Annotated in this window: 23 protein-coding genes; 14 read left to right on the forward strand and 9 right to left on the reverse strand. The window is 49.6% G+C overall.

Annotated elements, in window-relative coordinates; genetic code table 11:
• From phoR to R3E63_09885, 6 genes are all read left to right on the forward strand, one after another.
• Positions 1 to 913: phosphate regulon sensor histidine kinase PhoR (phoR, locus tag R3E63_09860; protein MEZ5540227.1), on the forward strand; the 913-nt coding region annotated here is incomplete at its 5' end.
• Between the two features lie 180 nt (positions 914 to 1093).
• Positions 1094 to 1237 (forward strand): hypothetical protein, encoded by a 144-nt coding sequence (locus R3E63_09865; GenBank protein ID MEZ5540228.1) that lies wholly within the window; start codon positions 1094 to 1096, stop codon positions 1235 to 1237.
• Positions 1221 to 2564 carry a porin gene (locus R3E63_09870; protein MEZ5540229.1) on the forward strand — a complete coding sequence of 448 codons (1344 nt, stop codon included), beginning with the start codon at positions 1221 to 1223 and terminating at the stop codon, positions 2562 to 2564. The genes R3E63_09865 and R3E63_09870 overlap by 17 nt, the downstream gene beginning before the upstream one ends.
• A gap of 149 nt (positions 2565 to 2713) precedes the next feature.
• Positions 2714 to 3886, forward strand: coding sequence for an ATP phosphoribosyltransferase regulatory subunit (locus R3E63_09875; protein MEZ5540230.1), 1173 nt, complete (start codon positions 2714 to 2716; stop codon positions 3884 to 3886).
• 39 nt (positions 3887 to 3925) lie between these two features.
• Positions 3926 to 5254: an adenylosuccinate synthase gene (locus tag R3E63_09880; protein ID MEZ5540231.1), complete on the forward strand. Its 1329-nt coding sequence runs from the start codon at positions 3926 to 3928 to the stop codon at positions 5252 to 5254.
• 34 nt (positions 5255 to 5288) lie between these two features.
• Entirely contained in the window at positions 5289 to 5954 is a 666-nt protein-coding gene (locus tag R3E63_09885) for a FecR family protein (protein MEZ5540232.1), read from the forward strand.
• 34 nt (positions 5955 to 5988) lie between these two features.
• Here the strand turns inward: R3E63_09885 and R3E63_09890 are convergent, their stop codons facing one another.
• Complete coding sequence (locus R3E63_09890) at positions 5989 to 7497, reverse strand: mechanosensitive ion channel family protein (GenBank protein ID MEZ5540233.1); 1509 nt, start codon at positions 7495 to 7497, stop codon at positions 5989 to 5991.
• 91 nt (positions 7498 to 7588) lie between these two features.
• On the opposite strand from R3E63_09890, the gene lgt reads away from it, so the two are divergent.
• The 3 genes from lgt to R3E63_09905 are packed head-to-tail and all read left to right on the forward strand — an operon-like array spanning position 7589 to position 9693.
• Positions 7589 to 8383, forward strand: coding sequence for a prolipoprotein diacylglyceryl transferase (gene lgt / locus R3E63_09895; GenBank protein MEZ5540234.1), 795 nt, complete (start codon positions 7589 to 7591; stop codon positions 8381 to 8383).
• 6 nt (positions 8384 to 8389) lie between these two features.
• Positions 8390 to 9184 (forward strand): thymidylate synthase, encoded by a 795-nt coding sequence (locus tag R3E63_09900; GenBank protein ID MEZ5540235.1) that lies wholly within the window; start codon positions 8390 to 8392, stop codon positions 9182 to 9184.
• Positions 9184 to 9693, forward strand: a complete 510-nt coding sequence (locus R3E63_09905; GenBank protein ID MEZ5540236.1) for a dihydrofolate reductase — start codon at positions 9184 to 9186, stop codon at positions 9691 to 9693. Before R3E63_09900 ends, R3E63_09905 begins: the two co-directional genes overlap by 1 nt.
• Here the strand turns inward: R3E63_09905 and R3E63_09910 are convergent.
• Positions 9657 to 10523 carry an NAD(P)H-binding protein gene (locus R3E63_09910; GenBank protein ID MEZ5540237.1) on the reverse strand — a complete coding sequence of 289 codons (867 nt, stop codon included), beginning with the start codon at positions 10521 to 10523 and terminating at the stop codon, positions 9657 to 9659. The two genes, R3E63_09905 and R3E63_09910, sit on opposite strands and share 37 nt — an antisense overlap.
• Positions 10520 to 11665, reverse strand: a complete 1146-nt coding sequence (pbpG, locus tag R3E63_09915) for a D-alanyl-D-alanine endopeptidase (protein ID MEZ5540238.1) — start codon at positions 11663 to 11665, stop codon at positions 10520 to 10522. The genes R3E63_09910 and pbpG overlap by 4 nt, the downstream gene beginning before the upstream one ends.
• A gap of 143 nt (positions 11666 to 11808) precedes the next feature.
• On the opposite strand from pbpG, the gene recG reads away from it, so the two are divergent.
• Positions 11809 to 13878 (forward strand): ATP-dependent DNA helicase RecG, encoded by a 2070-nt coding sequence (gene recG, locus R3E63_09920; protein ID MEZ5540239.1) that lies wholly within the window; start codon positions 11809 to 11811, stop codon positions 13876 to 13878.
• The gene (locus tag R3E63_09925) at positions 13865 to 14284 is read left to right on the forward strand and encodes a DUF3293 domain-containing protein (GenBank protein MEZ5540240.1); all 420 of its coding nucleotides are present in this window, start codon (positions 13865 to 13867) and stop codon (positions 14282 to 14284) included. Before recG ends, R3E63_09925 begins: the two co-directional genes overlap by 14 nt.
• Here R3E63_09925 and speD read toward each other — a convergent pair whose 3' ends face one another.
• Positions 14285 to 15076: an adenosylmethionine decarboxylase gene (speD, locus tag R3E63_09930; GenBank protein MEZ5540241.1), complete on the reverse strand. Its 792-nt coding sequence runs from the start codon at positions 15074 to 15076 to the stop codon at positions 14285 to 14287.
• 87 nt (positions 15077 to 15163) lie between these two features.
• On the opposite strand from speD, the gene R3E63_09935 reads away from it, so the two are divergent.
• Positions 15164 to 16396 (forward strand): dicarboxylate/amino acid:cation symporter, encoded by a 1233-nt coding sequence (locus R3E63_09935; GenBank protein MEZ5540242.1) that lies wholly within the window; start codon positions 15164 to 15166, stop codon positions 16394 to 16396.
• Positions 16397 to 16400: 4 nt separating this feature from the next.
• On the opposite strand, the gene R3E63_09940 is transcribed toward R3E63_09935, so the two are convergent.
• Positions 16401 to 16823, reverse strand: a complete 423-nt coding sequence (locus R3E63_09940; GenBank protein ID MEZ5540243.1) for an HIT family protein — start codon at positions 16821 to 16823, stop codon at positions 16401 to 16403.
• A 61-nt stretch (positions 16824 to 16884) separates the two neighbouring features.
• On the opposite strand from R3E63_09940, the gene R3E63_09945 reads away from it, so the two are divergent.
• Positions 16885 to 17649, forward strand: a complete 765-nt coding sequence (locus tag R3E63_09945; protein ID MEZ5540244.1) for a DUF1295 domain-containing protein — start codon at positions 16885 to 16887, stop codon at positions 17647 to 17649.
• 7 nt (positions 17650 to 17656) lie between these two features.
• Here the strand turns inward: R3E63_09945 and R3E63_09950 are convergent, their stop codons facing one another.
• The gene (locus R3E63_09950) at positions 17657 to 19015 is read right to left on the reverse strand and encodes a sigma-54 dependent transcriptional regulator (GenBank protein MEZ5540245.1); all 1359 of its coding nucleotides are present in this window, start codon (positions 19013 to 19015) and stop codon (positions 17657 to 17659) included.
• Between the two features lie 2 nt (positions 19016 to 19017).
• Positions 19018 to 20523 carry an ATP-binding protein gene (locus tag R3E63_09955; protein MEZ5540246.1) on the reverse strand — a complete coding sequence of 502 codons (1506 nt, stop codon included), beginning with the start codon at positions 20521 to 20523 and terminating at the stop codon, positions 19018 to 19020.
• A 243-nt stretch (positions 20524 to 20766) separates the two neighbouring features.
• Here R3E63_09955 and R3E63_09960 point away from each other — a divergent pair, with 243 nt between their 5' ends.
• Positions 20767 to 21036, forward strand: coding sequence for a hypothetical protein (locus tag R3E63_09960; protein MEZ5540247.1), 270 nt, complete (start codon positions 20767 to 20769; stop codon positions 21034 to 21036).
• A gap of 10 nt (positions 21037 to 21046) precedes the next feature.
• Here the strand turns inward: R3E63_09960 and recO are convergent, their stop codons facing one another.
• Both recO and era read right to left on the reverse strand, forming a co-directional pair.
• Complete coding sequence (recO, locus tag R3E63_09965) at positions 21047 to 21751, reverse strand: DNA repair protein RecO (protein ID MEZ5540248.1); 705 nt, start codon at positions 21749 to 21751, stop codon at positions 21047 to 21049.
• Positions 21744 to 22625, reverse strand: a complete 882-nt coding sequence (era, locus tag R3E63_09970) for a GTPase Era (GenBank protein MEZ5540249.1) — start codon at positions 22623 to 22625, stop codon at positions 21744 to 21746. The genes recO and era overlap by 8 nt, the downstream gene beginning before the upstream one ends.
• Between the last annotated feature and the right edge of the window lie 26 nt (positions 22626 to 22651).

The following is a 22651-nucleotide window of genomic DNA, read 5'->3' on the forward strand; positions in this document are numbered from 1 at the left end:
AATGCAACTGGGTTTGCAACTCTCAGCAGATCGCGGGCAATCCATCTTGCACTTGGTGCGCCAGCCAGAATTTGTTGACTATTTAGAGCATGCTGATTTTGCACAGCCACTCACACTGCGCCCAGAGCGTTACCGCGATCGCATCTACACCATCCACATCATTCCCTACGCGGGCAGTCGCCGTCTGATGCAGATTAAGGATGTGACGCAAGCAGAACGCATTGATCAAACGCGGCGCGATTTTGTCGCCAATGTCTCGCACGAGTTGCGCACACCACTGACTGTTATCACTGGATTTTTAGAAACACTACAAGAGCTGGATTTAAATGCCGATGAGCAGAAAAATGCACTGGCTTTAATGTTGACGCAGTCACAACGCATGCAAAATATTGTGCAAGATTTATTGACGCTGTCCTCGCTGGAGTCAGCGCCACTGCCGGAAAATGATGTCATCGATATGGAACGGTTAATTCAACATCTACAACGCGATGCTGAACTACTTTCGAATGGATCGCATACGATTCTTCTTCACAAAGAACATCACACTACACAACACAATTTACGCGGCTCAGAGAAAGAATTGAGCAGCGCATTTGGTAACTTCCTCTCCAATGCCGTGCGCTACACACCGGCGGGTGGCACCATCACGCTCGCCTGGAAAACTTCCAGCCAAGGCGCAGAGTTTTCTGTGTGCGACACAGGCGCCGGCATCGCCCCTGAACATTTGCCGCGTTTAACTGAGCGTTTTTACCGCGCTGATCGAGGCCGCTCGCGTGACATAGGTGGCACAGGATTGGGTTTGGCCATCGCCAAACACGCCATCACTCGCCACCAAGGACAGCTACATATCAAGAGCGAATTGGGTAAAGGCAGTTGTTTTGTCGCGCACTTCCCTGTCAGCAGATTGGCATAAAACTTATTTTAATTTCAGCAGCGCGACGACTGTCATAAAGCTGTAACACATATCACCTACGCTTATCAAACCATCTGATTGGAGAGATATAAATCCATGCAAAACTCGCTTTTTATTAGAAGACTATCCGTTACGCTTCTGGCTGTGGTTTTTTCCACGCACACATTTGCAGAACAGGTAATGGTTCCGCCAGAACTCTTACAGCAACTAACCACACTCGCCCAACGCGTACAACAGTTGGAAAAACGCGTGGTAGAACAAGACCAGCAACTGGCTGCAGCACAACGCAGCACAGCACAACCTTGCCGTGGCGCAAAACGCTGACACACAGGCGCTGGAACAGCGTTTGCTCATTATGGAACGCAAGCAAGAGATGATGGCGTATGAGAAAAAGAAAGCGCCTGTCATTCTAGCCGGCGGTGAAAAAGGTTTTGGTCTGCAATCTGCCGATGGTGATTTTGAGCTACGCTTTCGCGGTTTGATACAAGCTGACGCGCGTAGCTTTGACAGCACTGACAGCATTAATGACAACTTCCTGATGCGCCGTGTTCGCCCAACGATTGAAGGTAAATTTAACGATACCTACGGTTTCAAATTGACTACGGACTTCGGTAACGGCATCAGCGGTTCCAGCCATCTCACGGATGCTTACATTGATGCCAACTACGATCCTGCTTACAAAGTCCGCGTGGGTAAATTTACCCCTGGGCTGAGTTTGTATCGTTTGCAAAGCAGTAGCGACACCAAACTCAATGAATTGGGATTGAGCAGCAATTTCTTGCCTTCGCGCGATCAAGGCGTGCAATTGTCTGGCGATCTTTTTGACAAAAGACTCAACTACAGCATCGGTTTGTTTAACGGCGCAAACGACAGTGCGAATGGCAGCGAAGACAGCAACACCGATAAAGAAATCAACGCGCGTCTTTTTGCCACACCTTTCGCCAACACATCAGGCGCACTGCAAGGATTGGGTTTTGGTGTAGGGATGAGCACCACCGATGCCAGCGGAAAAACCGGCGCCACTTCACTGGCTGGTTACAAGACTTTTGGTCAGGAAACCTTCTTCAGCTATCGCAAAGACACCAGCAGCAGCAATACCGTATTTGCCGATGGCGAACGCACACGCCTCGTGCCGCAGTTCTCTTACTACAACGGCCCATTTGGTTTAACGGGTGAATATGTGTTCGAGGAGCAAGATGTCACGCGCGTTTTCGGTGCCGCACCTAACGACCAACGCACCGCAGGTTTGGACAACAGCGGCTGGGATATCACCGCGTCGTATGTCCTCACTGGCGAAAAAGCGGCCGGCGGGAAAAGCATCAAACCTGCCAAACCGTTTGATCCTGCGAAGGGCAACTGGGGCGCGTGGGAAGTGGTGGCAGGAGTCGGGGAAATGGATCTCGACAAGAACATCTTCCTCGACAGCAGCGGCACACTGGCAGGCAATGACAACTTTGCTCAAGCCACCAGCGCTGCCAAGCAAGCCCAGAACTATGCGGTTGGCTTGAACTGGTACCCCAACAACATCCTGCGCGTTTCACTGGACTACAGCGACACCAACTTCAAGTGGGGCGGTGGCGGCACAGCAACAGCACCGGATGACCGCGACAACGAACGCGTGTTAATGGGCAGGGTACAAGCCAGCTTTTGACGCTTTATCCCAGCTGAGTTTTTGCAAACCACGGCGAGTGATGGTGTATCATTACTCGCCAATAACCGGGGCAACCCGGTTTTTTTGCGTCTGGCTGCGGCCAGCTTGGCAACCCTACTCACTCCACCGAATAGCAACGCAGGTTTGACATGAGCACCGCTGATCGCTGGCTACTGCCGGATGGCATCGAAGAGCTGCTGCCCACACAGGCAGCGCGCGCCGAACTATTACGCCGCCAACTTTTAGACCTCTACCAACGCTGGGGCTATGACTTGGTTGTGCCGCCCTTGGTGGAATTCACCGAATCCCTGCTGATCAACGGCAATCACGATCTCGAATTGCAGACCTGCAAAGTCATCGACCAACTGTCCGGTCGCTTGATGGGCGTGCGCGCTGATATCACGCCGCAAACAGCGCGTATCGATGCCCACGGCATCGCCCAAGCGGGCACTACGCGCCTCTGCTACGCCGGCAGCACCCTGCACGCTCGCCCTAAAACTGCGCTGGCTTCGCGCTCGCCCATTCAAATTGGTTGCGAGCTGTACGGCGTGACCGGCGTGGATGCCGACTGTGAAGTGATTAGCTTGATGCTGGAAACCGCGCGCGTGGCGGGCGTTTCCGCGGTGACGCTCGATCTCGGTCATGTCGCTATTTTTCGCGGTCTCGCTGAACTCGCCGACTTAAACAGCGAGCAAGAACAAACGCTGTTCGATATTCTGCAGCGCAAAGCCAACACTGAATTGCGCGCGTTTGTCGCTGAGCAAGTCACGCACGCTGATGCAGCCAAATTGCTGTTAGCGCTGCCTGATTGGAAAGGTGATGAAGGCGTACTGACACAAGCTGCCGCTGCCACGGCTGATGCGCCTGCCGCCGTGCGCGCCGCCATCAGCGAGCTGCAAGCGATCGCCGCCTGCATTCGCCAACGCACACCCGATGCCGCGCTGTATTTTGATTTGTCCGAATTGCGCGGCTATCACTATCACACTGGCGTGGTGTTCGCGCTCTATGTCGCCGGTGCGGGCGAAGCCATTGCCAACGGCGGTCGCTACGATAATTTTGGCGCGGCATTTGGCCGCGCACGCCCTGCTAGCGGCTTCAGCGCTGATCTCAAATACCTGATGCAGTTAGGCAATGTTTCTGTGCCAGCAACCAACACTATTCTCGCCGTGCTCGATGGCTCAGCCGCACAATGGCAAGCCATTTGCGATTTGCGTGCGCAAGGTGAATGCGTGATTGCAACCAGTGCAAATGAATTGCAAGACCAGCAGTACACGCGTGAATTAGTAAACAACGGTACACAGTACGCCGTAAAAAACCGCTAACCGTTACCTTTATTTTTTGATTTTGGAGTTAATAAAGCCGTGAGCAACTCGCAAGCCAGCAAAAGTATTGTCGTGTTGGGAACCCAATGGGGTGATGAAGGCAAAGGAAAAATCGTCGATTTGCTAACGGATCAAGCCGAACTGGTTGTGCGCTTTCAAGGCGGTCACAACGCTGGTCACACACTGGTCATCGACGGCAAAAAAACTGTTTTGCATTTAGTGCCGTCGGGCGTGTTGCGCGATGGCGTACTGTGCTTGATCGGCAACGGCGTGGTGCTCGCACCCGATGCATTGCTGAAAGAAATGCACAACCTAGAAACCAACGGCGTGCCTGTGCGCGAGCGTTTGCGTTTGTCGCCCGCTTGTCCGTTGATTCTGCCGCACCATGTCGCACTGGATCAGGCGCGTGAAGCAGCGAAAGGCAGCGCGAAAATTGGTACGACTGGTCGTGGCATCGGCCCTGCTTACGAAGACAAAATTGCACGACGCGGTTTGCGTTTAGGCGATTTGCACAACGAAAAACAATTCGCGGAAAAATTGCGTGAAGTGATGGAGTATCACAACTTCATTTTGCAAAATTATTTCAAAGTGGCTGCGGTGGACTTCCAAAAAACACTCGACGCCGTGTTGGAGCAAGGTCGTCAAATTTTGCCGATGATGGCAGATGTCACCTCACTGCTGCACGAAGCGCGTGAACGCGGTGCGAACATTTTGTTTGAAGGCGCGCAGGGCTCGCTGCTCGACATCGACCACGGCACTTATCCGTTTGTGACTTCGTCCAACACCACCGCAGGCGGTACCGCCACGGGCTCTGGTTTTGGCCCTCTGTATTTGAACTATGTCTTGGGCATTACTAAGGCTTACACCACGCGCGTGGGATCCGGCCCTTTCCCCACCGAGCTGGCTTACGATGCTGCCAACGACAAAGGCGACACCATCGGCAAACACCTCGGCACGGTCGGCCACGAGTTCGGCGCTACGACGGGCCGTCAACGCCGCTGCGGTTGGTTTGACGCGGTTGCTGTGCGCAAAGCCGTGCAAATCAACAGTATTTCTGGTTTATGTTTAACCAAACTGGATGTGCTCGACGGTTTGCAAACAGTAAAAATTTGCACCGCGTATCAAGATAAAAACGGCAACCCTGTTTCTCCGTATCACAGCGATGACTACGAAGGCATCGTGCCGGTGTATGAAGAAATGCCGGGCTGGACAGAATCCACTGTTGGCGCTCAATCCATCGATGCATTGCCGCAAGCGGCGCGCAATTACATCAAGCGTTTGGAAGTGTTGAGCGGCGCGCCCATCGACATTATTTCTACCGGTCCCGACCGTGTGGAAACGATTATTTTGCGGCATTCCTTCGACTAGTTTCGTCAATCCACATCACACAGGGAAGTGCATTATGAAAAAACAATTCTTTGTCAGCCTGCTGAGTTTTTTCTTTGCCATGATTTACTGCACGACCGCCGCAGCTGAATCAGCGGGCGTGGTGCTCGCAGCGATAGGGCAAGTAAATATTTTACGCAACGGCCAAGCTATTCCTGCCGTGCGCAAAGCTGAACTGCAAGCACAAGATGAAGTGCGCACCATCGGCAAAGACGCTCGCGCACAACTGCGCTTTGCCGATGGCACAGTCACTACGCTGGGTGGCAATACCTCTTTTCTGATTCGCCAATATCAATTCAACGCACAAGGCGACAAACCTAACAACGCGGCATTCACACTGCTCACGGGTGCTTTTCGCACCGTCACAGGAAAAATTTTAGACGCGCACGGCTCAACTTTTGTCGTTAATACACCCGTGGGAACAATCGGTATTCGCGGTACCGATTTTTGGGGTGGTTATCTCGACGGCAATAATGTCGATGTATTGCTGATTGACGGCAAACACGCCGTGGAAGTGACCAACGCCACCGGCAAAGTCATGTTAGAAAAACCCGGCCAAGGCGTGACACTGAAATCGAGCCAATCACCGCTAGCAGTCAAAGTGTGGCCACAAAAAAAAGTGGAACGCGCCGTAGCAACCATCACTTGGCCCGAGGGCAGCACGCCGCCGACACAACTCTAAGTACTACAAAAATTGCCACGCAATTTCTGCGCAATTAACCCAAACCAAAGAACCGTTTAATGCCGGCCAGAATATGCGCCTCATGCTCAGGTGAGGCATCGGCTTTAAATTCACTGGCCAATGCTATCTGGCGTTCTCTTTCTGCAATCGTGCGCGCGCACTCTTCTGCAATTTCTGGGCGCGCTTTAATAATTTTTTGAAAACCTATTTTATCCAGTCGATAACATAACGCGTCTGTACGCGCTGTCACGGTTGTTCTGCGCGGCTCACCTGTCAACAAACCCATTTCACCAAACACCGCGCCTTCTTGTAGCGTATTTAAGAAATGCCTTGTCGTTCCAACCTCAAGCCAAACATCTGCTTCACCTTGCACTAAAAAGTACAGCCAATGCGCTACTGCACCTTGCCGCGTAATGACATCACCTTTGATAAAAGGCGCTTCATGCAAAGACTCCGCCAATTCACGAAGTTCTGTTTGATTCAAACTAGCAAACGCTTCAAGACTGGCCAGTAACTGTAAGCGTTGTTGTATTTCTTGTTCATGCAATGCCGTTTGGCGCTCTGTGCTTTCGGCGGTGAAATGTGTATCTAAATAAGGTCGCGCCAATTGCATGTTATTACGCAATAACGCCGAATAAATATGCACTCGTACTGTAGAGTCCGTTGAATCATCGTGCAGCGGATCTGTTAACCAATACCGCAAAGCGTATTGCGCCATGCCTTCTCTGTAATCCATCACCACACATTGCGGTGCTGGCCACGATGCCACACAGGGGATATCAGCTTCACGAATAGTTTTTTCAATAACCGGAATAACAGACTGTGGCGGAATTTGAAATTGCACGGGGAAATACACCCAACGCCGAAAATTCGGGTGTGCTGGTGCGCTGAAAACATCCACTTTGGATTTCACCAACATACTATTGGGAATCACCACCACATTGCCATCATTGGTGCGTATTGCTGTATGTCGCCAATGTACTTCTATTACTTTTCCTTTCGTGGTGTCGACTTTAATCCAATCACCAATTTGTACGGAATTATCAAGTTGCAGCGCAATACCGCCGAGAATATTGCCCAGCGTATCTTGCATAGAAAAAGCGATGATGCCGGTGATGATGGCCGATGTTGTAAACAGGCTGGCAGGATCAATCCCTGTCGCACGCAAACGCACCAACCCCCAACCGCAATACAATAAAACAACAAGAACATCTTCAACGATTCTAGGAGGCTCTCCACCCAAACGCGGTAATACCGCACGAAATAGCGTCAAAACACTCAGGCGAATCAGCAGCACACCCATCAATAGCTCTGCCACCGCTGTGCACCAACTTGCACCACCGTGAAAGCCCCATCGCGGCAGCAACAATCCCAGCCCGCCGCTGATAGCAATCAATGCCGATAACACAGCATGCTGCATCAATAGTTTGTAGCGATCCTGCTCCACAAAACGCAGTAACAACAACTGCAGAAAAGCCGCGAACAGCGACGCGCCCATCCAAGCGATACCCCAATCTGTCTCAAATAGTTTCGCGATATTCATACCGTGCGTTCTCATTGCTCCTGCGAACTAGTCTAGCTTGTCTGCAACCGTTAAGCTTGCGGATCATTTTTTCACACCGGCCACTGTTTCAATGCTCACTTACCACACCATTGACCCCGTTATTGTCCACCTCGGCCCCTTAGCTGTGCGCTGGTACGGTGTGATGTATTTACTCAGTTTTGCGGCTGTGTGGTGGCTCACCGTCAAACGCTCTAGCAGCGGCTTAATCGCCATCAAAACACGCCAAGAAGCGGAAGACATGATTTTCTACGGCGCGCTCGGTGTGATCTTGGGTGGGCGCATAGGCTATGTATTGTTTTACCAACTGGGTGAGTTTCTACACAACCCACTGTTCTTGTTCAAAATCACACAAGGCGGCATGTCTTTTCACGGCGGTTTAATCGGCGTACTCGTCGCGCTGGCATTATTTGCACGAAAAATTCAGCAGCCATTTTTTGCGGTAATGGATATCGTCGCGCCACTCACGCCCATCGGTTTAGGTTTGGGCAGGCTCGGCAATTACATCAACCAAGAATTGTGGGGACGCGCCACCGATGTGCCATGGGCGATGGTTTTTCCCGCTGACCCACTGCAACTGCCGCGTCACCCTTCGCAGCTCTATCAATTCGCGCTGGAAGGTGTGTTGCTGTTTGTGTTGCTGTATTGGTTCTCACGCAAACCGCGCGCGCAAGGTTTGATCTCAGGATTATTTTTGACGCTGTATGCGCTATTCCGTTTCACCGTAGAATTTTTCCGCGAGCCGGATGCCTTCCTCGGTCTTGATGCGCTCGGTTGGATGACGCGCGGACAAGAATTGTGCATCCCCATGTTTATAGCTGGCATCATCATTTGCGTGTGGAGTATCCGCCGCAATCAAAAAGGATAAATGCAGATGCAACAATATCTCGATTTGATGCGCCATGTGCGCGACCACGGCACGGTAAAAACAGATCGCACTGGCACCGGCACCGTGAGTGTTTTTGGTTACCAAATGCGCTTCAATCTCGCTGACGGTTTTCCGCTGCTGACCACCAAAAAATTGCACACCAAATCCATCATTCACGAATTGCTGTGGTTTCTCGCTGGCGACACCAATATCAAATACTTGAACGATAACGGCGTGAAAATTTGGGACGAGTGGGCTGATGCCAATGGCAACCTCGGCCCCGTGTACGGCCATCAATGGCGCTCTTGGCCGAATGGCAGCGGCGGCACAATTGATCAAATCACACAGTTGATTGATATGATCAAAAAAAATCCCGACTCGCGCCGTTTATTGGTCAGCGCGTGGAATGTCGCCGAAGTGAACAATATGGCGCTGCCGCCCTGCCACACGCTGTTTCAGTTTTATGTGGCTGATGGAAAATTATCTTGCCAGTTGTATCAACGCAGCGCCGATATTTTTCTCGGTGTGCCGTTCAATATCGCCTCCTACGCACTGCTCACCATGATGATTGCGCAGGTGTGCGAACTCGATGTTGGCGATTTTGTTCACACCTTTGGCGATGCGCATTTGTACAGCAACCACCTCGAACAAGTAGAGCAACAATTGCAACGCAAGCCGAGTAAATTGCCCACGATGCGCATCAATCCTGCCATCAAAAATATTTTCGATTTCAAATACAACGATTTTGAATTATTAGATTACGAAGCGCAGTCGCACATCGCTGCACCGGTAGCCGTGTGATGCCAGTTATTGCACTCATCGTCGCGCGCACACGCAATGGCGTGATTGGTCGCGAAAACCAAATGCCTTGGTATTTGCCAGAAGACTTGCGCTATTTCAAACGCGTCACGCTTGGCAAACCTGTCATCATGGGACGCAACACTTGGGAATCTCTCGGCAAACCGCTGCCTGGTCGCGACAACATTGTTATCACGCGCAACACTGATTATCATGCTGATGGCGCTTATGTTGCACACGATCTCTCCAGCGCACTGCAGTACGCCTGCCACATTGCTGAAGAAAAAAATATTGATGAAGTAATGATTATTGGCGGCGCACAAATCTATCGCGAAGCACTGCCATTGGTGCAGCGCGCCTACATCACAGAAATTGATGCTGAAATTGTAGGAGACGCATTTTTTCCTGACTTAGAAGGCGAGTGGCGAGAAACGGCGCGCGAGACACATGCGCCGTGTGAGAAAAATCCGTACGCTTACAGCTTCACCGTGTTAGAAAAGCACTCAGCATAACCCACTCGAAAATCCGAATACAAAAACTGAAATCCAGTTTGCAGTAATAGCACATTACTGCACTGCTTGCCTGTCGTTGCTTGCGCTTGCCAATCCACACCAAGCAACGGATTTGTGACGGCCATCTGCGCGGCTAACCACTGCCATACTTCACCGGCCTGCACAGGCAAGCAATCACTGGCGATATAGCACGGCGCAGGTAATTGTTCACTTCGCCAGCGGCGAATGAGATGCTCCAAGACGCGTGCGCAATCATCGGCATGAATGCGGTTAGTCCACTGCGCAGCTTGAGCGGTATCGACGCGTCCTTCTCGCACTTGCGTGAGCAAACGCCTGCGCCCTGCGCCGTAAATACCGGAAAAGCGCACCACCGTAGACGGCAGGCCGCTGTTCGCCAACAATGTCTCTGCTTCTAACAGGCACTGCCCTGAAAAACCTCTGCCATGCGCTGGCGTGCTTTCATCGACCACTTCGCCGCCGTCCTGCTCATAGGCCGAAGTGCTGGAGATAAGTAGCACGCGCGGAGCGCCCTGCAACGCAGCAAGCAAATTACGCAGCCCCTCCACATACACCTGCTGGTAGCGGGCGGCACTGCGCTCACCTGGTGTCAGTGTCACCACCACATAATCAAAGCGGCGCAGATGCAAAGCCTCCAACAAAGAAGCTGGATCGCAAATATCAGTGGGGATAGATTCGATAAAATCGGGCAGGCTTGCAGTGTTGCGACGCAAGCCGATTAAACGGAAATCGCGGCGCAACAGAGCGGCTAATCGCTGCGCAATATCGCCGCAGCCGACGAGTAGAACGGAAGGAGAACAATCGTTCGTCAACGCGTAGCCAAGCGCGCAGATGCGTGACCGGATTCCAGCCAATCTTTTAAGCGATTGGCATCGCCAACCGGTGACAGCTTACCGTCAGAATCCAGCATCACCATCACTGCGTTACGGTTGGCAACGGAGGCCATCATCACGAGGCAGCGCCCCGCTTCTCGGGTGTAGCCCGTTTTGCTGACTTGAATATTCCAACTGCTGGACGGGTCGCGCACCAAGGCATTGGTATTGCGATATTGCAGCGGCGCGGCGCGCGACGATAAAGAAACTTCGCGTTCCCGCGTAGTAGTAAATTCATGAATCAAACTGTATTGGCTGGATGCACGCACCATTTTCGCCAAATCTTCTGCCGTAGAGATATTGCTAGGTGTTAGACCAGTTGAGTCATAAAAGCGCGTTTTTGACATACCCAAGCTCGCCGCTTTGCTGTTCATGGCGCGCAGAAACGCTGGACGACCGCCAGGATAATGCCGCGACAAACTGGCTGCTGCGCGATTTTCAGACGACATCAACGCCAAACGCAGCATGTCATAGCGCGACAAACGCGCGCCCACAGGCAAGCGCGAATTGGTGTGCTTGAGATAATCCACATCATCGCTGCCGATAGAAATCACTTCTTGCATCGAGAGGTTGGCATCCAACACCACAATTGCCGTCATCAGTTTCGTGATAGAAGCAATAGAGCGCACTTGCTCAGCATTTTTAGCAAACAGTGTTTGACCTGTTGCTGCGTCCATCACTAACGCACTGCCGGACGCTAATTGTGGGTAGCCACCGCTCACTGTGGAAGGTTTTTCTCGCGACACTACACGACGAGCTTGAGTGCTTGGTTTATTACGAACCTTTGCAATAACTTTCGGGCTTGAGTTTTTTTGTTCAGAACGGCTACTTTTCTGCTCGGATGCTGCTGTCACACGCGTATACAGCAGCAACACTTGCCCCTGTTTGATTTGTGAAGTGCTACTCAGCTTATTGATCGCACGCAGCTGCTCCACAGACATATTGTTATCTGCAGCAATGCGGTACAGCGTTTCACCTTTTTTTACGGTATGCGTAACCGGCTTACCGGCCACAGCGAAACCAGCAAAACTAATGCTCACTGCTAACGCTGCAATTTTTATCATGATTTTTTTGATCATCATGAACCACCCCTTCGTCATGAAGTCATAGTGGAAAAATACAACGACATCAGCTATTTAGCAAGAATTTATGAAGTATTTTGTTTGCTGTAGCACAACATTCAGCGCTATTCTCACCGCGTTTGCTGGCAACCTGTTTTCAACGCGTGACAACAACGACTTCCATCACCAATATTCACGGCGTCGGCACTAAGCTGGCAGAAAAATTGCTGCGATTGGATATTCAGCAGCAAGACGATGTACTGTGGCATCTCCCACTGCGCTACCGCGATCTCACGCGCATCACGCCCATCGGCGCGCTGACACTACACGGCGAGGCATTGGTAGAAGGCACAGTGCGCGCGTGCAGCGTAGTGTTTGGCAAGCGCCGCAGCCTACTGTGCTTGATACAAGACGGCACTGGCACACTCGCTCTGCGCTTCTATCATTTTTCCAAAGCGCAGCAGGAGCAACTGAAAATTGGCAGCACAATTCGTGCGTGGGGCGAGGTGCGGCGCGGCACCAGCGGCTTTGAAATCTATCACCCTGAATATCGCCTATTCACCAACAGCGAACAACTGCCGCTATCCGACAAACTCACGCCGATTTATCCCACCACCGAAGGCGTGCAACAAACCAGTATTCGCAAATTGGTTGAGCGTGTTTTGCAAAACACACAACACAATCTTTTACAGGACTGGCTGCCGCCGTCCTTGCTACCTGCGCGTTTATCCATGCCGCTGTTTTCAGCATTACAGTATTTGCATCAACCACCTGCCGATGCGCCCGTCGCACAATTATTGGAAGGCAAACATCCTGCACAGCAACGGTTAGCATTTGAAGAAATGGTTGCGCACCATTTGAGTTTATTGCGTTTGCGCCAGCAACAGAAAAAAGAACAAGGTGTCGCACTAAAAAAAGATGAGGCTGCAGCCAATCGTTTTTTATCAGCACTACCCTTCACGCTGACGCAAGCGCAGCAGCGCGTTGCAAAGGAAGTTGGTGATGATTTACAAAAAAATGAACCGATGTTGCGTTTGGTGCAAGGTGATGTTGGATCGGGAAAAACAGTGATTGCCGCACTCGCCTGTTTACAAGCTGCCAGCAATGGCAAACAAGCTGCATTGATGGCACCGACAGAAATTCTTGCCACGCAACATGCCACACATTTATCGCACTGGTTTTCTGCACTCGGCATTCAATGTGTTTTATTAACCGGCAGCACAAAAACCAAAGCGCGCCGTGAAATTCTTTCACAAATCGCTGACGGCACAGCGCACATCATCATCGGCACACACGCGATTTTTCAGGACGATGTTGTTTTTCAAGAATTGGCCGTTGTTATCACCGATGAGCAACATCGCTTTGGTGTACGAGAACGATTGGCTTTGCAACAAAAAGGACAACAGCACGCATTGCCGCATCAATTGGTGATGACAGCCACACCGATTCCGCGCACGCTGGCGATGAGCGCTTACGCCGACTTAGATTACTCCATCATTGACGAGCGACCACCGGGGCGCACACCCATTCAAACAGTGGCGATAGACCAACAGCGCCGTGACGACATCATCAAACGACTACGCTCTGCCTGCGCTGAAAAAAAACAAGCGTACTGGGTTTGTACTCTGATAGAAGAATCGGACGCACTGCAATGCCAGGCGGCAGAAACTACGACTACAACACTGCGCGAAGCGCTACCTGAGTTAAAGATTGGTTTAGTACACGGGCGGCTAAAGCCAGCAGAAAAAAATGCGGTGATGGCGGCATTCAAAGTGGGTGAATTCGATATTTTGGTCGCCACCACGGTGATAGAAGTCGGGGTTGATGTACCCAACGCCAGCTTGATGATTATCGAAAATCCAGAACGCTTGGGGCTGGCGCAACTGCATCAGCTGCGCGGTCGTGTGGGACGCGGCAGCGTCGCTAGCCACTGTGTTTTGCTGTACGGCACACCGTTGTCACAGCACGCCAAACAACGCCTTGCTGTGTTGCGCGACAGCGATGACGGCTTTGTGATTGCCGAAAAAGATTTAGAGCTGCGCGGTCCTGGCGAATTACTCGGCACCAAACAAACCGGCGATATCAACTTTCGTATCGCCAATCTCGCACGCGATGCACATTGGTTGCCACAAGTAAAAAATTGCGCGGAAATACTGTTGCGCGAATATCCCACGCATGTTGCACCGCTGATTCGCCGTTGGCTGCGATCAGGAGAGCGCTATGCTAGAACCTAATCTCAATCATCTAATCCAGCAATACAAAGCTGCGGAATACTATGTAAACCATACACTATCATTCATTTTGCGCATTGATGCTGTTTCCGCTGAGCTACAAGCGCTTTATCACCAACACCAAATTCACAGCGCTGCATTTATCACCGCATGGAATCCACGCAGCCAACTCTTATCTCTGCAAGCCAATCAACAACACCAACAAGTCTTACAACAGGCGCTCGACACATTAGGCATTGCATGGCTACAAGGTATGGGCTGCAACACAGAAAAAACTTGGCAAGAAGAAAGCCTGCTCGCATTAGGCATCGATAAAAAAAACGCCCGCGAATTAGGCGAGCGTTTTGAACAAAATGCGATTGTGTGGTGTGGCAATGACGCCATTCCCACACTACTGATGCTCAGTTAATCACATATCCGGCAAGTTTCTGCCGTAGAAAATTTCGTGCATTTCTCTATCGAGCATATCGGTAATACGGCGAATATCATTGCCCGTTAAATTATCGGTCGTCGTGCCAAATAAATAATGGTTTAAATCAAAATCATTCAGCATCATTTTGGTGTGGAATATGTGTTCTTGATACACATTCACATCAATCATCTTATACAGTTTCTCGGTGTCGTCCGTGAAGTAGTTTTGGATCGAAGTGATTTCGTGATCGATAAAGTGTTTCTTACCACTGACATCGCGTGTAAAACCACGCACGCGGTAATCCACCGTCACGATGTCAGAATCCAATTGGTGGATCAGATAATTCAGCGCTTTTAGCGGCGAAATAATGCCGCAAGTAGATACTTCGATATCCGCACGGAAAGTGCAAATACCGTCATTCGGATGCGTTTCAGGGTAGGTGTGTACGCAGATGTGACTCTTGTCGAGGTGCGCCGCGATAATTTCTACCGGCCCCGGCGATTCCGATGTATCCACCGCTTCTTTCACCGGCTCTTCTGCCACCAACATCGTGACTGAAGCGCCCTGTGGATCGTAATCCTGTCGTGCGATATTCAGAATATTCGCACCGATGATTTGGCACACTTCGGTGAGAATTTCGGTGAAGCGCTCGGCGTTGTACTTCTCATCGATGTAGTCGATGTACTCCGCCTTTTGCTCAGGCGTTTCGGCATAGCAAATATCGTAAATGCAGAAACTCAGTGATTTGGTCAGGTTATTGAAACCTTGCAACTTGATCTTCTGTGCCATGGCAACCTCCGGGGGAGTGGGCGACCTCTAAGGCGCGGCATAATGCGCTATTCTGGCACACAGTCAAGACCAACGGATACCCTTTTCATGTCCCTGAACACCCGCATCCTGCTGGGCACCATTGTTGGCATCCTGCTCGGCCTGTCTTTCAGTTCACTGGGGCTAGATTCACCGACGAGCCACTACGGTCTTTCAGTGCTTGGCATCATCAGTACTGTGTTTGTCGGGCTGCTCAAGATGGTGATGATTCCGCTGGTGTTCACTTCTATTGTGGTTGGCGTAGCACAGCTGCAAGTACATCAGCGTATGCGCCGTGTCTGGCTAACCACGCTGTGCTTTTTCACGCTCACCACGACGCTAGCTGTCACGCTGGGTATTACAGTCATCAACGGGTTTGCCCCTGGCGCCGGCCTACAGCTGGATATGTTTCAAGAGGTCATCGCAGCAAGGCCCGCAAGTGCCAGCCTCACGCCCACCGAATTTCTCAATCACTTCGTCGCCGGCCTATTTATGAACCCCGTGCAGGCCATGGCAGAAGGCAATCTGATGGGCGTTTTACTATTCGCCTTACTCATGGGCGTGGCACTAGTGGCTGGTGGTGAGCGCTACACACATACCAAGCACCTGATGTCAGAGCTGTTTGATTTGATGATGCGTTTGATCGATTGGATTGTGCAGCTCGCACCTTTTGGTATTTGTGCGTTACTCGCCAAATTGGTTGCCACACAAAATGCCGCCATGTTTGCCAGCTTGGGCAAATTTATGTTGGTGATTACCGGCACCACGCTATTTCACGGCATTGTGGTCTTACCGTTACTGCTGTGGTTACTCACACGCATCTCTCCCTTCACTTTTTTACGGCAAGCACGCCCCGCCCTATTCACCGCTTTTGCCACTAGCTCCAGCGCCGCCACCCTGCCAATCACGCTAAATTGCCTAGAGCGTGAGATGAAGGTGCCAAAAGAAATCGCCAACTTTGTCGCACCGTTGGGCGCGCATTTGAATATGGATGGCACAGCCTTGTATGAAGCAGGTGCTGCTTTATTCATCGCGCAGTTGTGCGGTATTCAATTGGATTTGTTGCAACAAATTATTGTCTGTTTGACAGCAATGCTAGTGTCCGTCGGTGCACCCGGCATTCCTAGTGCGGGCATGGTTACCATGATTATGGTGTTGCAATCGGTTGGCTTACCGGTTGAAGCCATCGCCATTCTGCTGCCAATCGATCGCGTGTTGGATACCGTGCGCACTTCAGTAAATGTCGAAGGGGATATGGCGGGAAGTTTAGTCGTCAATCATTACGCCAACACAAAACCATGACCGATTAAAAGTCGGCAAGAAATTGCCGTACCAGCGTCAATCGATTTTGCAACGCTGCATCGTCGTAAGGCTGAGCAGCCACTTTGCCCCACACCGGCGCTGGCCACGCGGCATCTTGTTCAAAACGCGCAATCACATGTACATGCAGCTGCGGCACCATATTGCCCAAGGCACCAATATTCATTTTTTTTGCTTGCGTATGCTGCTGTAAAAACTTTGCTAAACGATTGGTTTCTTGTAGCAACTGCTGCTGATCCGTCTCAGATAATTCATACCACTCTCGCACAGCAGCGCGACGCGGCACTAAAACCAACCAAGGGTAATTAGCATCACGCATCAAAAGCAGCGCACACAAAGGCAAATTGCCGACCACTTGACAATCCTTTTGTAATTGTGGATGCAACGCAAAATCAACACTATCCGACATCAGCATTCCTCTAATACTTGCGCTATGATTTCGCGCATTCTGACATAACAAGGACAAGGAAATGGAACTCAGTACCTACCACTTTTTACTGCTGTGTGTGTTTGCCGCATCAGCCGTTACCTTTCTTATCTTAATGTTTATTTCTGCACCCTACGGCAAACAGGAACGCGAGGGCTGGGGACCTGGGCTCAATATGCGCTTGGGATGGTTTGTGCTGGAATTGCCCGCCTTTGCCGGCATGCTGTATTTCTACTGGATTGGTGAACATGCATTCAGTACGGCGCCACTCATTTTGTTTGCACTTTTTCAAATTCACTATTTTCATCGCACCTTTATCTATCCTTTTACCCTGCGTGTAAAACCAGATGCGCGTTACAAAATCATTTTGCTCTCTTTCGGCATGGCTTTTAATGCGGTAAATGGTGCACTCAACGGTTGGTTTCTCTCCACACTGGCGGAACATTTACACAGCAACGCTTGGTTGAGCGATCCTCGTTTTATTGCAGGCATTATTTTGTTTTGTGCAGGTTTTGCCTTGGCTAAGCAATCGGATGCCATCTTGCGCAATTTGCGTAAGCCAGGCGAAACCGGCTACAAAATTCCGCAAGGTGGTGCGTATCGCTGGGTTTCTTGCCCCAACTATTTGGGAGAGATTCTGCAATGGACAGGGTTTGCGTTGGCGGGATGGTCCCTGCCCGCTTTTGCTTTTGTCTGTTTTACAGCGGCCAACTTGGTGCCGAAAGCCATTTCCTCACACCGCTGGTATCGCGAAAAGTTTTCAGATTATCCAGCTGCACGCAAAGCAATTTTTCCATTTGTTTTATAGTGACCAATCAATCATCCATGCCTAATTTTTTAAGGCGATAGCGCAACTGACGGAATGAAATACCGAGCTTTTGCGCTGTCGCCGTTTTATTCCAACGATTGGCTTCTAATGCGCGTGTAATAACACCACGCTCAATCGATTCCAAATAAGTATCCAGCTCTGCAATACCCTCTGGAATCTCCATCTGTTCTACTTCTGGCAACAACATGCTCTCACTGACCGCCGAACCCAAATGCAAATCAGCGGCATGAATGACATCGCCTTCACACAAAGTAAATGCACGCTCAAGAATATTTTCTAACTCACGCACATTGCCAGGGAAGGTGTAGTGCTGCAGTGCCTGCTGTGCATCTTCCGATAAACGCGCCGGTGGCAGCTGCATTTCTTTGGCAAATTGATCAAGAAAACGCTGCGATAGCAGTGCAATATCTCCACCACGATCACGCAACGGAGGTACGGCCAACTCAATCACATTGATACGGTAAAACAAATCTTGGCGAAACCGCCCAGCTTTCACTTCTTCTGCCAAGTTTTTATGCGTGGCACTCAACACGCGCACATCCACTGCTACTTCTTTTTCTGCACCGACGGCGCGCACACTTTTTTCTTGAATCGCACGCAGCAATTTCACCTGCATATCCAAAGGCAAATCAGCCACTTCATCCAAAAACAATGTACCGCCGTGCGCTGCTTGAAAAAGCCCCGCTTTATCGGCTGTCGCACCTGTAAAGCTACCTTTTTTGTGGCCAAAAAATTCACTTTCCATCAATTCAGAAGGGATAGCACCGCAGTTCACCGCCACAAAAGCTTGGCTCGTGCGCGAGCCTTTTGCATGAATAGAACGCGCCACCAATTCTTTTCCACTACCCGACTCGCCATGAATATAAATAGGCGCTTGGCTGCGTGCGAGTTTAATAATTTGTGTGCGAAGGCGTTGCATCGCCTCACTATCACCCAACAATAATTCATTACTCGTCTCGCCAGCTGCTTCTGGTTTTTGCAGCTTTAATGCTGCATCCACTAAACCGCGCAATTGCTCCAAATTGACGGGTTTAGAAACAAAATCAAAGGCACCTGCTTTCAGCGCATTGATAGCAGTATCCATACTGCCAAATGCTGTAATCACCGCCACGGGTATATGCGGGTAACTGTTTTGGATATGTTGAACCAGTTGCAACCCATTACCATCAGGAAGCTGCATATCGGTTAAGCACAGGGATATTTTTTCTTCTCTCAGTAATTGCTTGGCAGTTGTTAAATCACCTGCGCTCACTGTGCGCAAATTCATCCTACCTAAAGTAATCTCCAACAGCTCTCTAATATCTGGCTCATCATCAACAATCAACGCTGTAATATTTGTACTCATACTCACGCAATCACTCGGTTGGAATGTGAAAATCCAATTTGAAAACAGCTTAACCCTTCATTTGTACGACGATATTCTAAGCTTGCTTGATTCGCTAAACACAACTCTCTAGCGATATATAAACCAAGCCCCGTACCTTTCGTTTCTGTTGTGAAAAACGGCTCAAAAACTTGCTGATATTGCTCTTGGGAAAGACCAACACCAAAATCAATGACCTCTAAATAAGGCGTTCCCAGCGCTTCATGCATATAAGCATGCAATCTAATTTTCATCTCGCCAGTATTTTTTTTGCTATAGCGCAGTCCATTGGAGCAGAGATTGGCCAATATTTGTTCCAGCTGACTGAGGTCAAAGTAAATTGGCAGAGGATGATTAGGAAGCTCCAAAATAATGTCCACAGCTTGATCATAAGTTTGGACATGCTGTTTAGAAAAATATTTCACCCACTCACATAGATCACATTTTTCAGGGTTGGATGCCTCACGCCGTGAGAGGCGAAGAACATTTTCAATGATGCCATTAACGCGCAGAGAGTGATTTTGGATAATGGTAGAAAGCCTTTTATCCGCATCTGATAAATTTTCTGATTCCGCCAATAACTGCGCAGCATGACTAATTGCCCCCAAGGGATTGCGCACTTCATGCGCAATACTGGCCGTTAAATGTCCCAATGACGCCAATTTCATTTGCTGTGCTTGCTGGGAGACTTTTCTCGTATCTTCCGCAAACACAAGCACTAAGTCATTATCACCATTATCCATGCGTGCAAAATTCAATTGAATTTCAAGTCCACCATCTTCCATGGTTAATACAGGTGGGCGCTTTAATGGATTTTCCACCCATTGCTCTAACAACACTTGTGCGGAAGGATTTCTACTGAAATGCATTCGATCACGGAGATCAAATCGTAAAGGGAAGTTTAATAAGCGCGCGGCAGATTCGTTGTATAAAAGAATAGATCCATCTTTATCTATGGCAACAATTCCTGTATTCATACGCTGAACAATCATCTCGTTCAGCTGTTGCAAAATTGCCGCCTGCTCCGCCTGCTCTATAGCTGACTGCTGTGAAGCCTGTATGCGACGTGCTAAATATTGGAAAAGAATAGAAGTAACAAACAACAATCCACCCAATAAAGCCACAGCAACGGGATTGATTTTAATTTGCCCCCAATACCCAGAAGCAAGGCTTTCTATAAAGATAGCAATACACGCCAGCGCGGCAAGTAAAGTAGCAATCTGCCCTTGTAAAAAAATACTACTGGCAGCGACCGTAATAAAAATAAGCGAACCAAGACCGGTAGAAATCCCACCACTGCAATACATGATGATGGTTAGAAATATCACATCCACAAGACAGATAGAAAAAATCTGTCCTGACACCGGCTCTCTGCGTATTAACAAAACAGCGCCCAACATCAACGCACTGATCAATGAATAAATAGAAATGGCGTAACCGTAAAGTTCTGGGTGGGTACGCCCTAAGACATTGGATGTGACATCCACCACAAACAGCGCCAACAACACACACGACAATAGTGCGCGATACCATGCGTAGACGCGCAGTAGACGATAATTGTCCTGCGAAGGATGCCGCAGGAAAAACTCCTCATATTGTGTAGGCATGAACTCCCGTGCCACTGGTAATGTGCTGTTATGCGTGGATTGTAGCGATTGCGCAGACCAAAGTACCAGCAACCTGCTACATTACTCGTGGGTACAACAGCTCTCCCATCCATTTCACAGAAGCAGATGACTGACGATAAAACCACCGACCCACGCGATGCGGGAATGCGCGCCTTTTTCAAAAGCGACTTCACACAGGCTTTTACACTATTGCTACCCTGCGCAAATGCAGGTGACACTCACGCACAAATGTTGATTGCCCGCATGTACTACGCGGGGAATGGTGTGAGCAAGAACATGGATCAATACCAGTATTGGCTGGAAAGAGCAGCAGAAGGTGGCGATAAATCCGCACGCGCACGATTAAAGCGTCTCAAACACTTAATAACTAAATAATTTTTTAACACTAAAGAAATAATTCTCGGCTATGCAGCTTTTTACGGCCAAGACACACAGACAACGCAGAGCGCATTGTTAGTTTTGCCAGCTTACGCACTTCCATTGTCGAAAAATCTCGATTTCCCATTGCAATAAAAGCTTCCCCATTGCCTACATAGGCAGCGGTACTGTTCGCAACTCGCACCAAACCTTGTTCCGGTAGGAATTGATAATAAGCATCCAGCTCCAGCGCCGCGCCCGATGCATCACAACAAAAATCAATGCCGTAGCCCAGCATTTCTAACAAAGTCATCTCAAACATTCTCAAGGTTGGCTCTGGATTTTCTTGCTCCGCAAGCTGTGTCACTGCGGCAGAATACAAATACATCCATTGATGATCCGCATCCATTACGGGTAACAAGTGATACAGCAACTCATTGAGATACAACCCACAAAATAACTGCGTGCCAGACAAGGAAATAGGGAAATTGACTGATTCGAAATGCTGCAGTGTTTTCAGCTCACCCTTGCCTGCCCATGACAACTCATACAGACAGAAAGGAATAATGGGCTTATTTTTTTTTCCGACTTTGCCACGCACTGAACGCGCAATGCAGTCCACACGACCATCGGTATCTGTCACGAAAGAAGCAATAACAGAGGATTCTTTAAATGGCTTACTGTGTAGAAGAAAAGCGTGTGTCATTTCTTCACAGCCATCGTACTTATTCAATACCTAAACTATTGAGTGCGCGTTCATTATCGGCCCAACCGCGTCTCACCTTGACCCACAACTTCAGCATCACTTTGGCACCAAACATTTGCTGCATATCCAAACGCGCTTGCTGGCCAATTTTTTTGAGTCGCTCACCGCCATCGCCAATAACGATTTTCTTTTGCCCTTCTTTCTCAACAAGAATCAAAGCAGCAATACGCAACAAACCGTTGTCATCTTCAAACTGTTCAATTTCAACTGCTGTTTGATACGGTAATTCCTCACCCAACTGGCGAATAATTTTTTCTCGCACAATTTCCGCTGCAAAAAAACGCTCACTTTTATCTGTCAACTGATCTTCTGGATAAATAAATTCAGAAGCAGGCAGGTGCTCAGAAATCACTTCCTCTAACACAGACAATCCAGCTCCGTGCAATGCTGAAACAGGCACAACAGCCAAGAAGTTTCGCAAAGCCGAGTAGCGCGCGATTACCGGCAATAAAGCAGCCTTATCTTCAATTTTGTCTGATTTGTTGATTGCCACGATGATAGGACTTTCCGTGGACTCCAAGCGTTTGAGTACCTGATCATCTTCTTCCGTCCACACAGCGCGGTCGACAACCCAAATCACAAGGTCCACATCGTGCAGCACAGAACTCGCCGCCTTATTCATGCGCTGATTCATAGCGTGCTTGCCATGCTTGTGCATACCAGGCGTATCCACAAAAATCATCTGGCAGTTTTCTGTGGATTTAATACCAAGAATTAAATGACGCGTAGTCTGCGGCTTGCGCGAAGTAATACACAACTTCTGCCCAACCAAGTGGTTAAGCAGTGTTGATTTCCCAACATTGGGTCTACCAACAACGGCCACCATGCCACAGCGTTTCATTGATGTTGGCGATTGCTCTACTTTTT

This window comes from Pseudomonadales bacterium (genome assembly GCA_041395665.1).
Classification (GTDB): domain Bacteria; phylum Pseudomonadota; class Gammaproteobacteria; order Pseudomonadales; family UBA7239; genus UBA7239.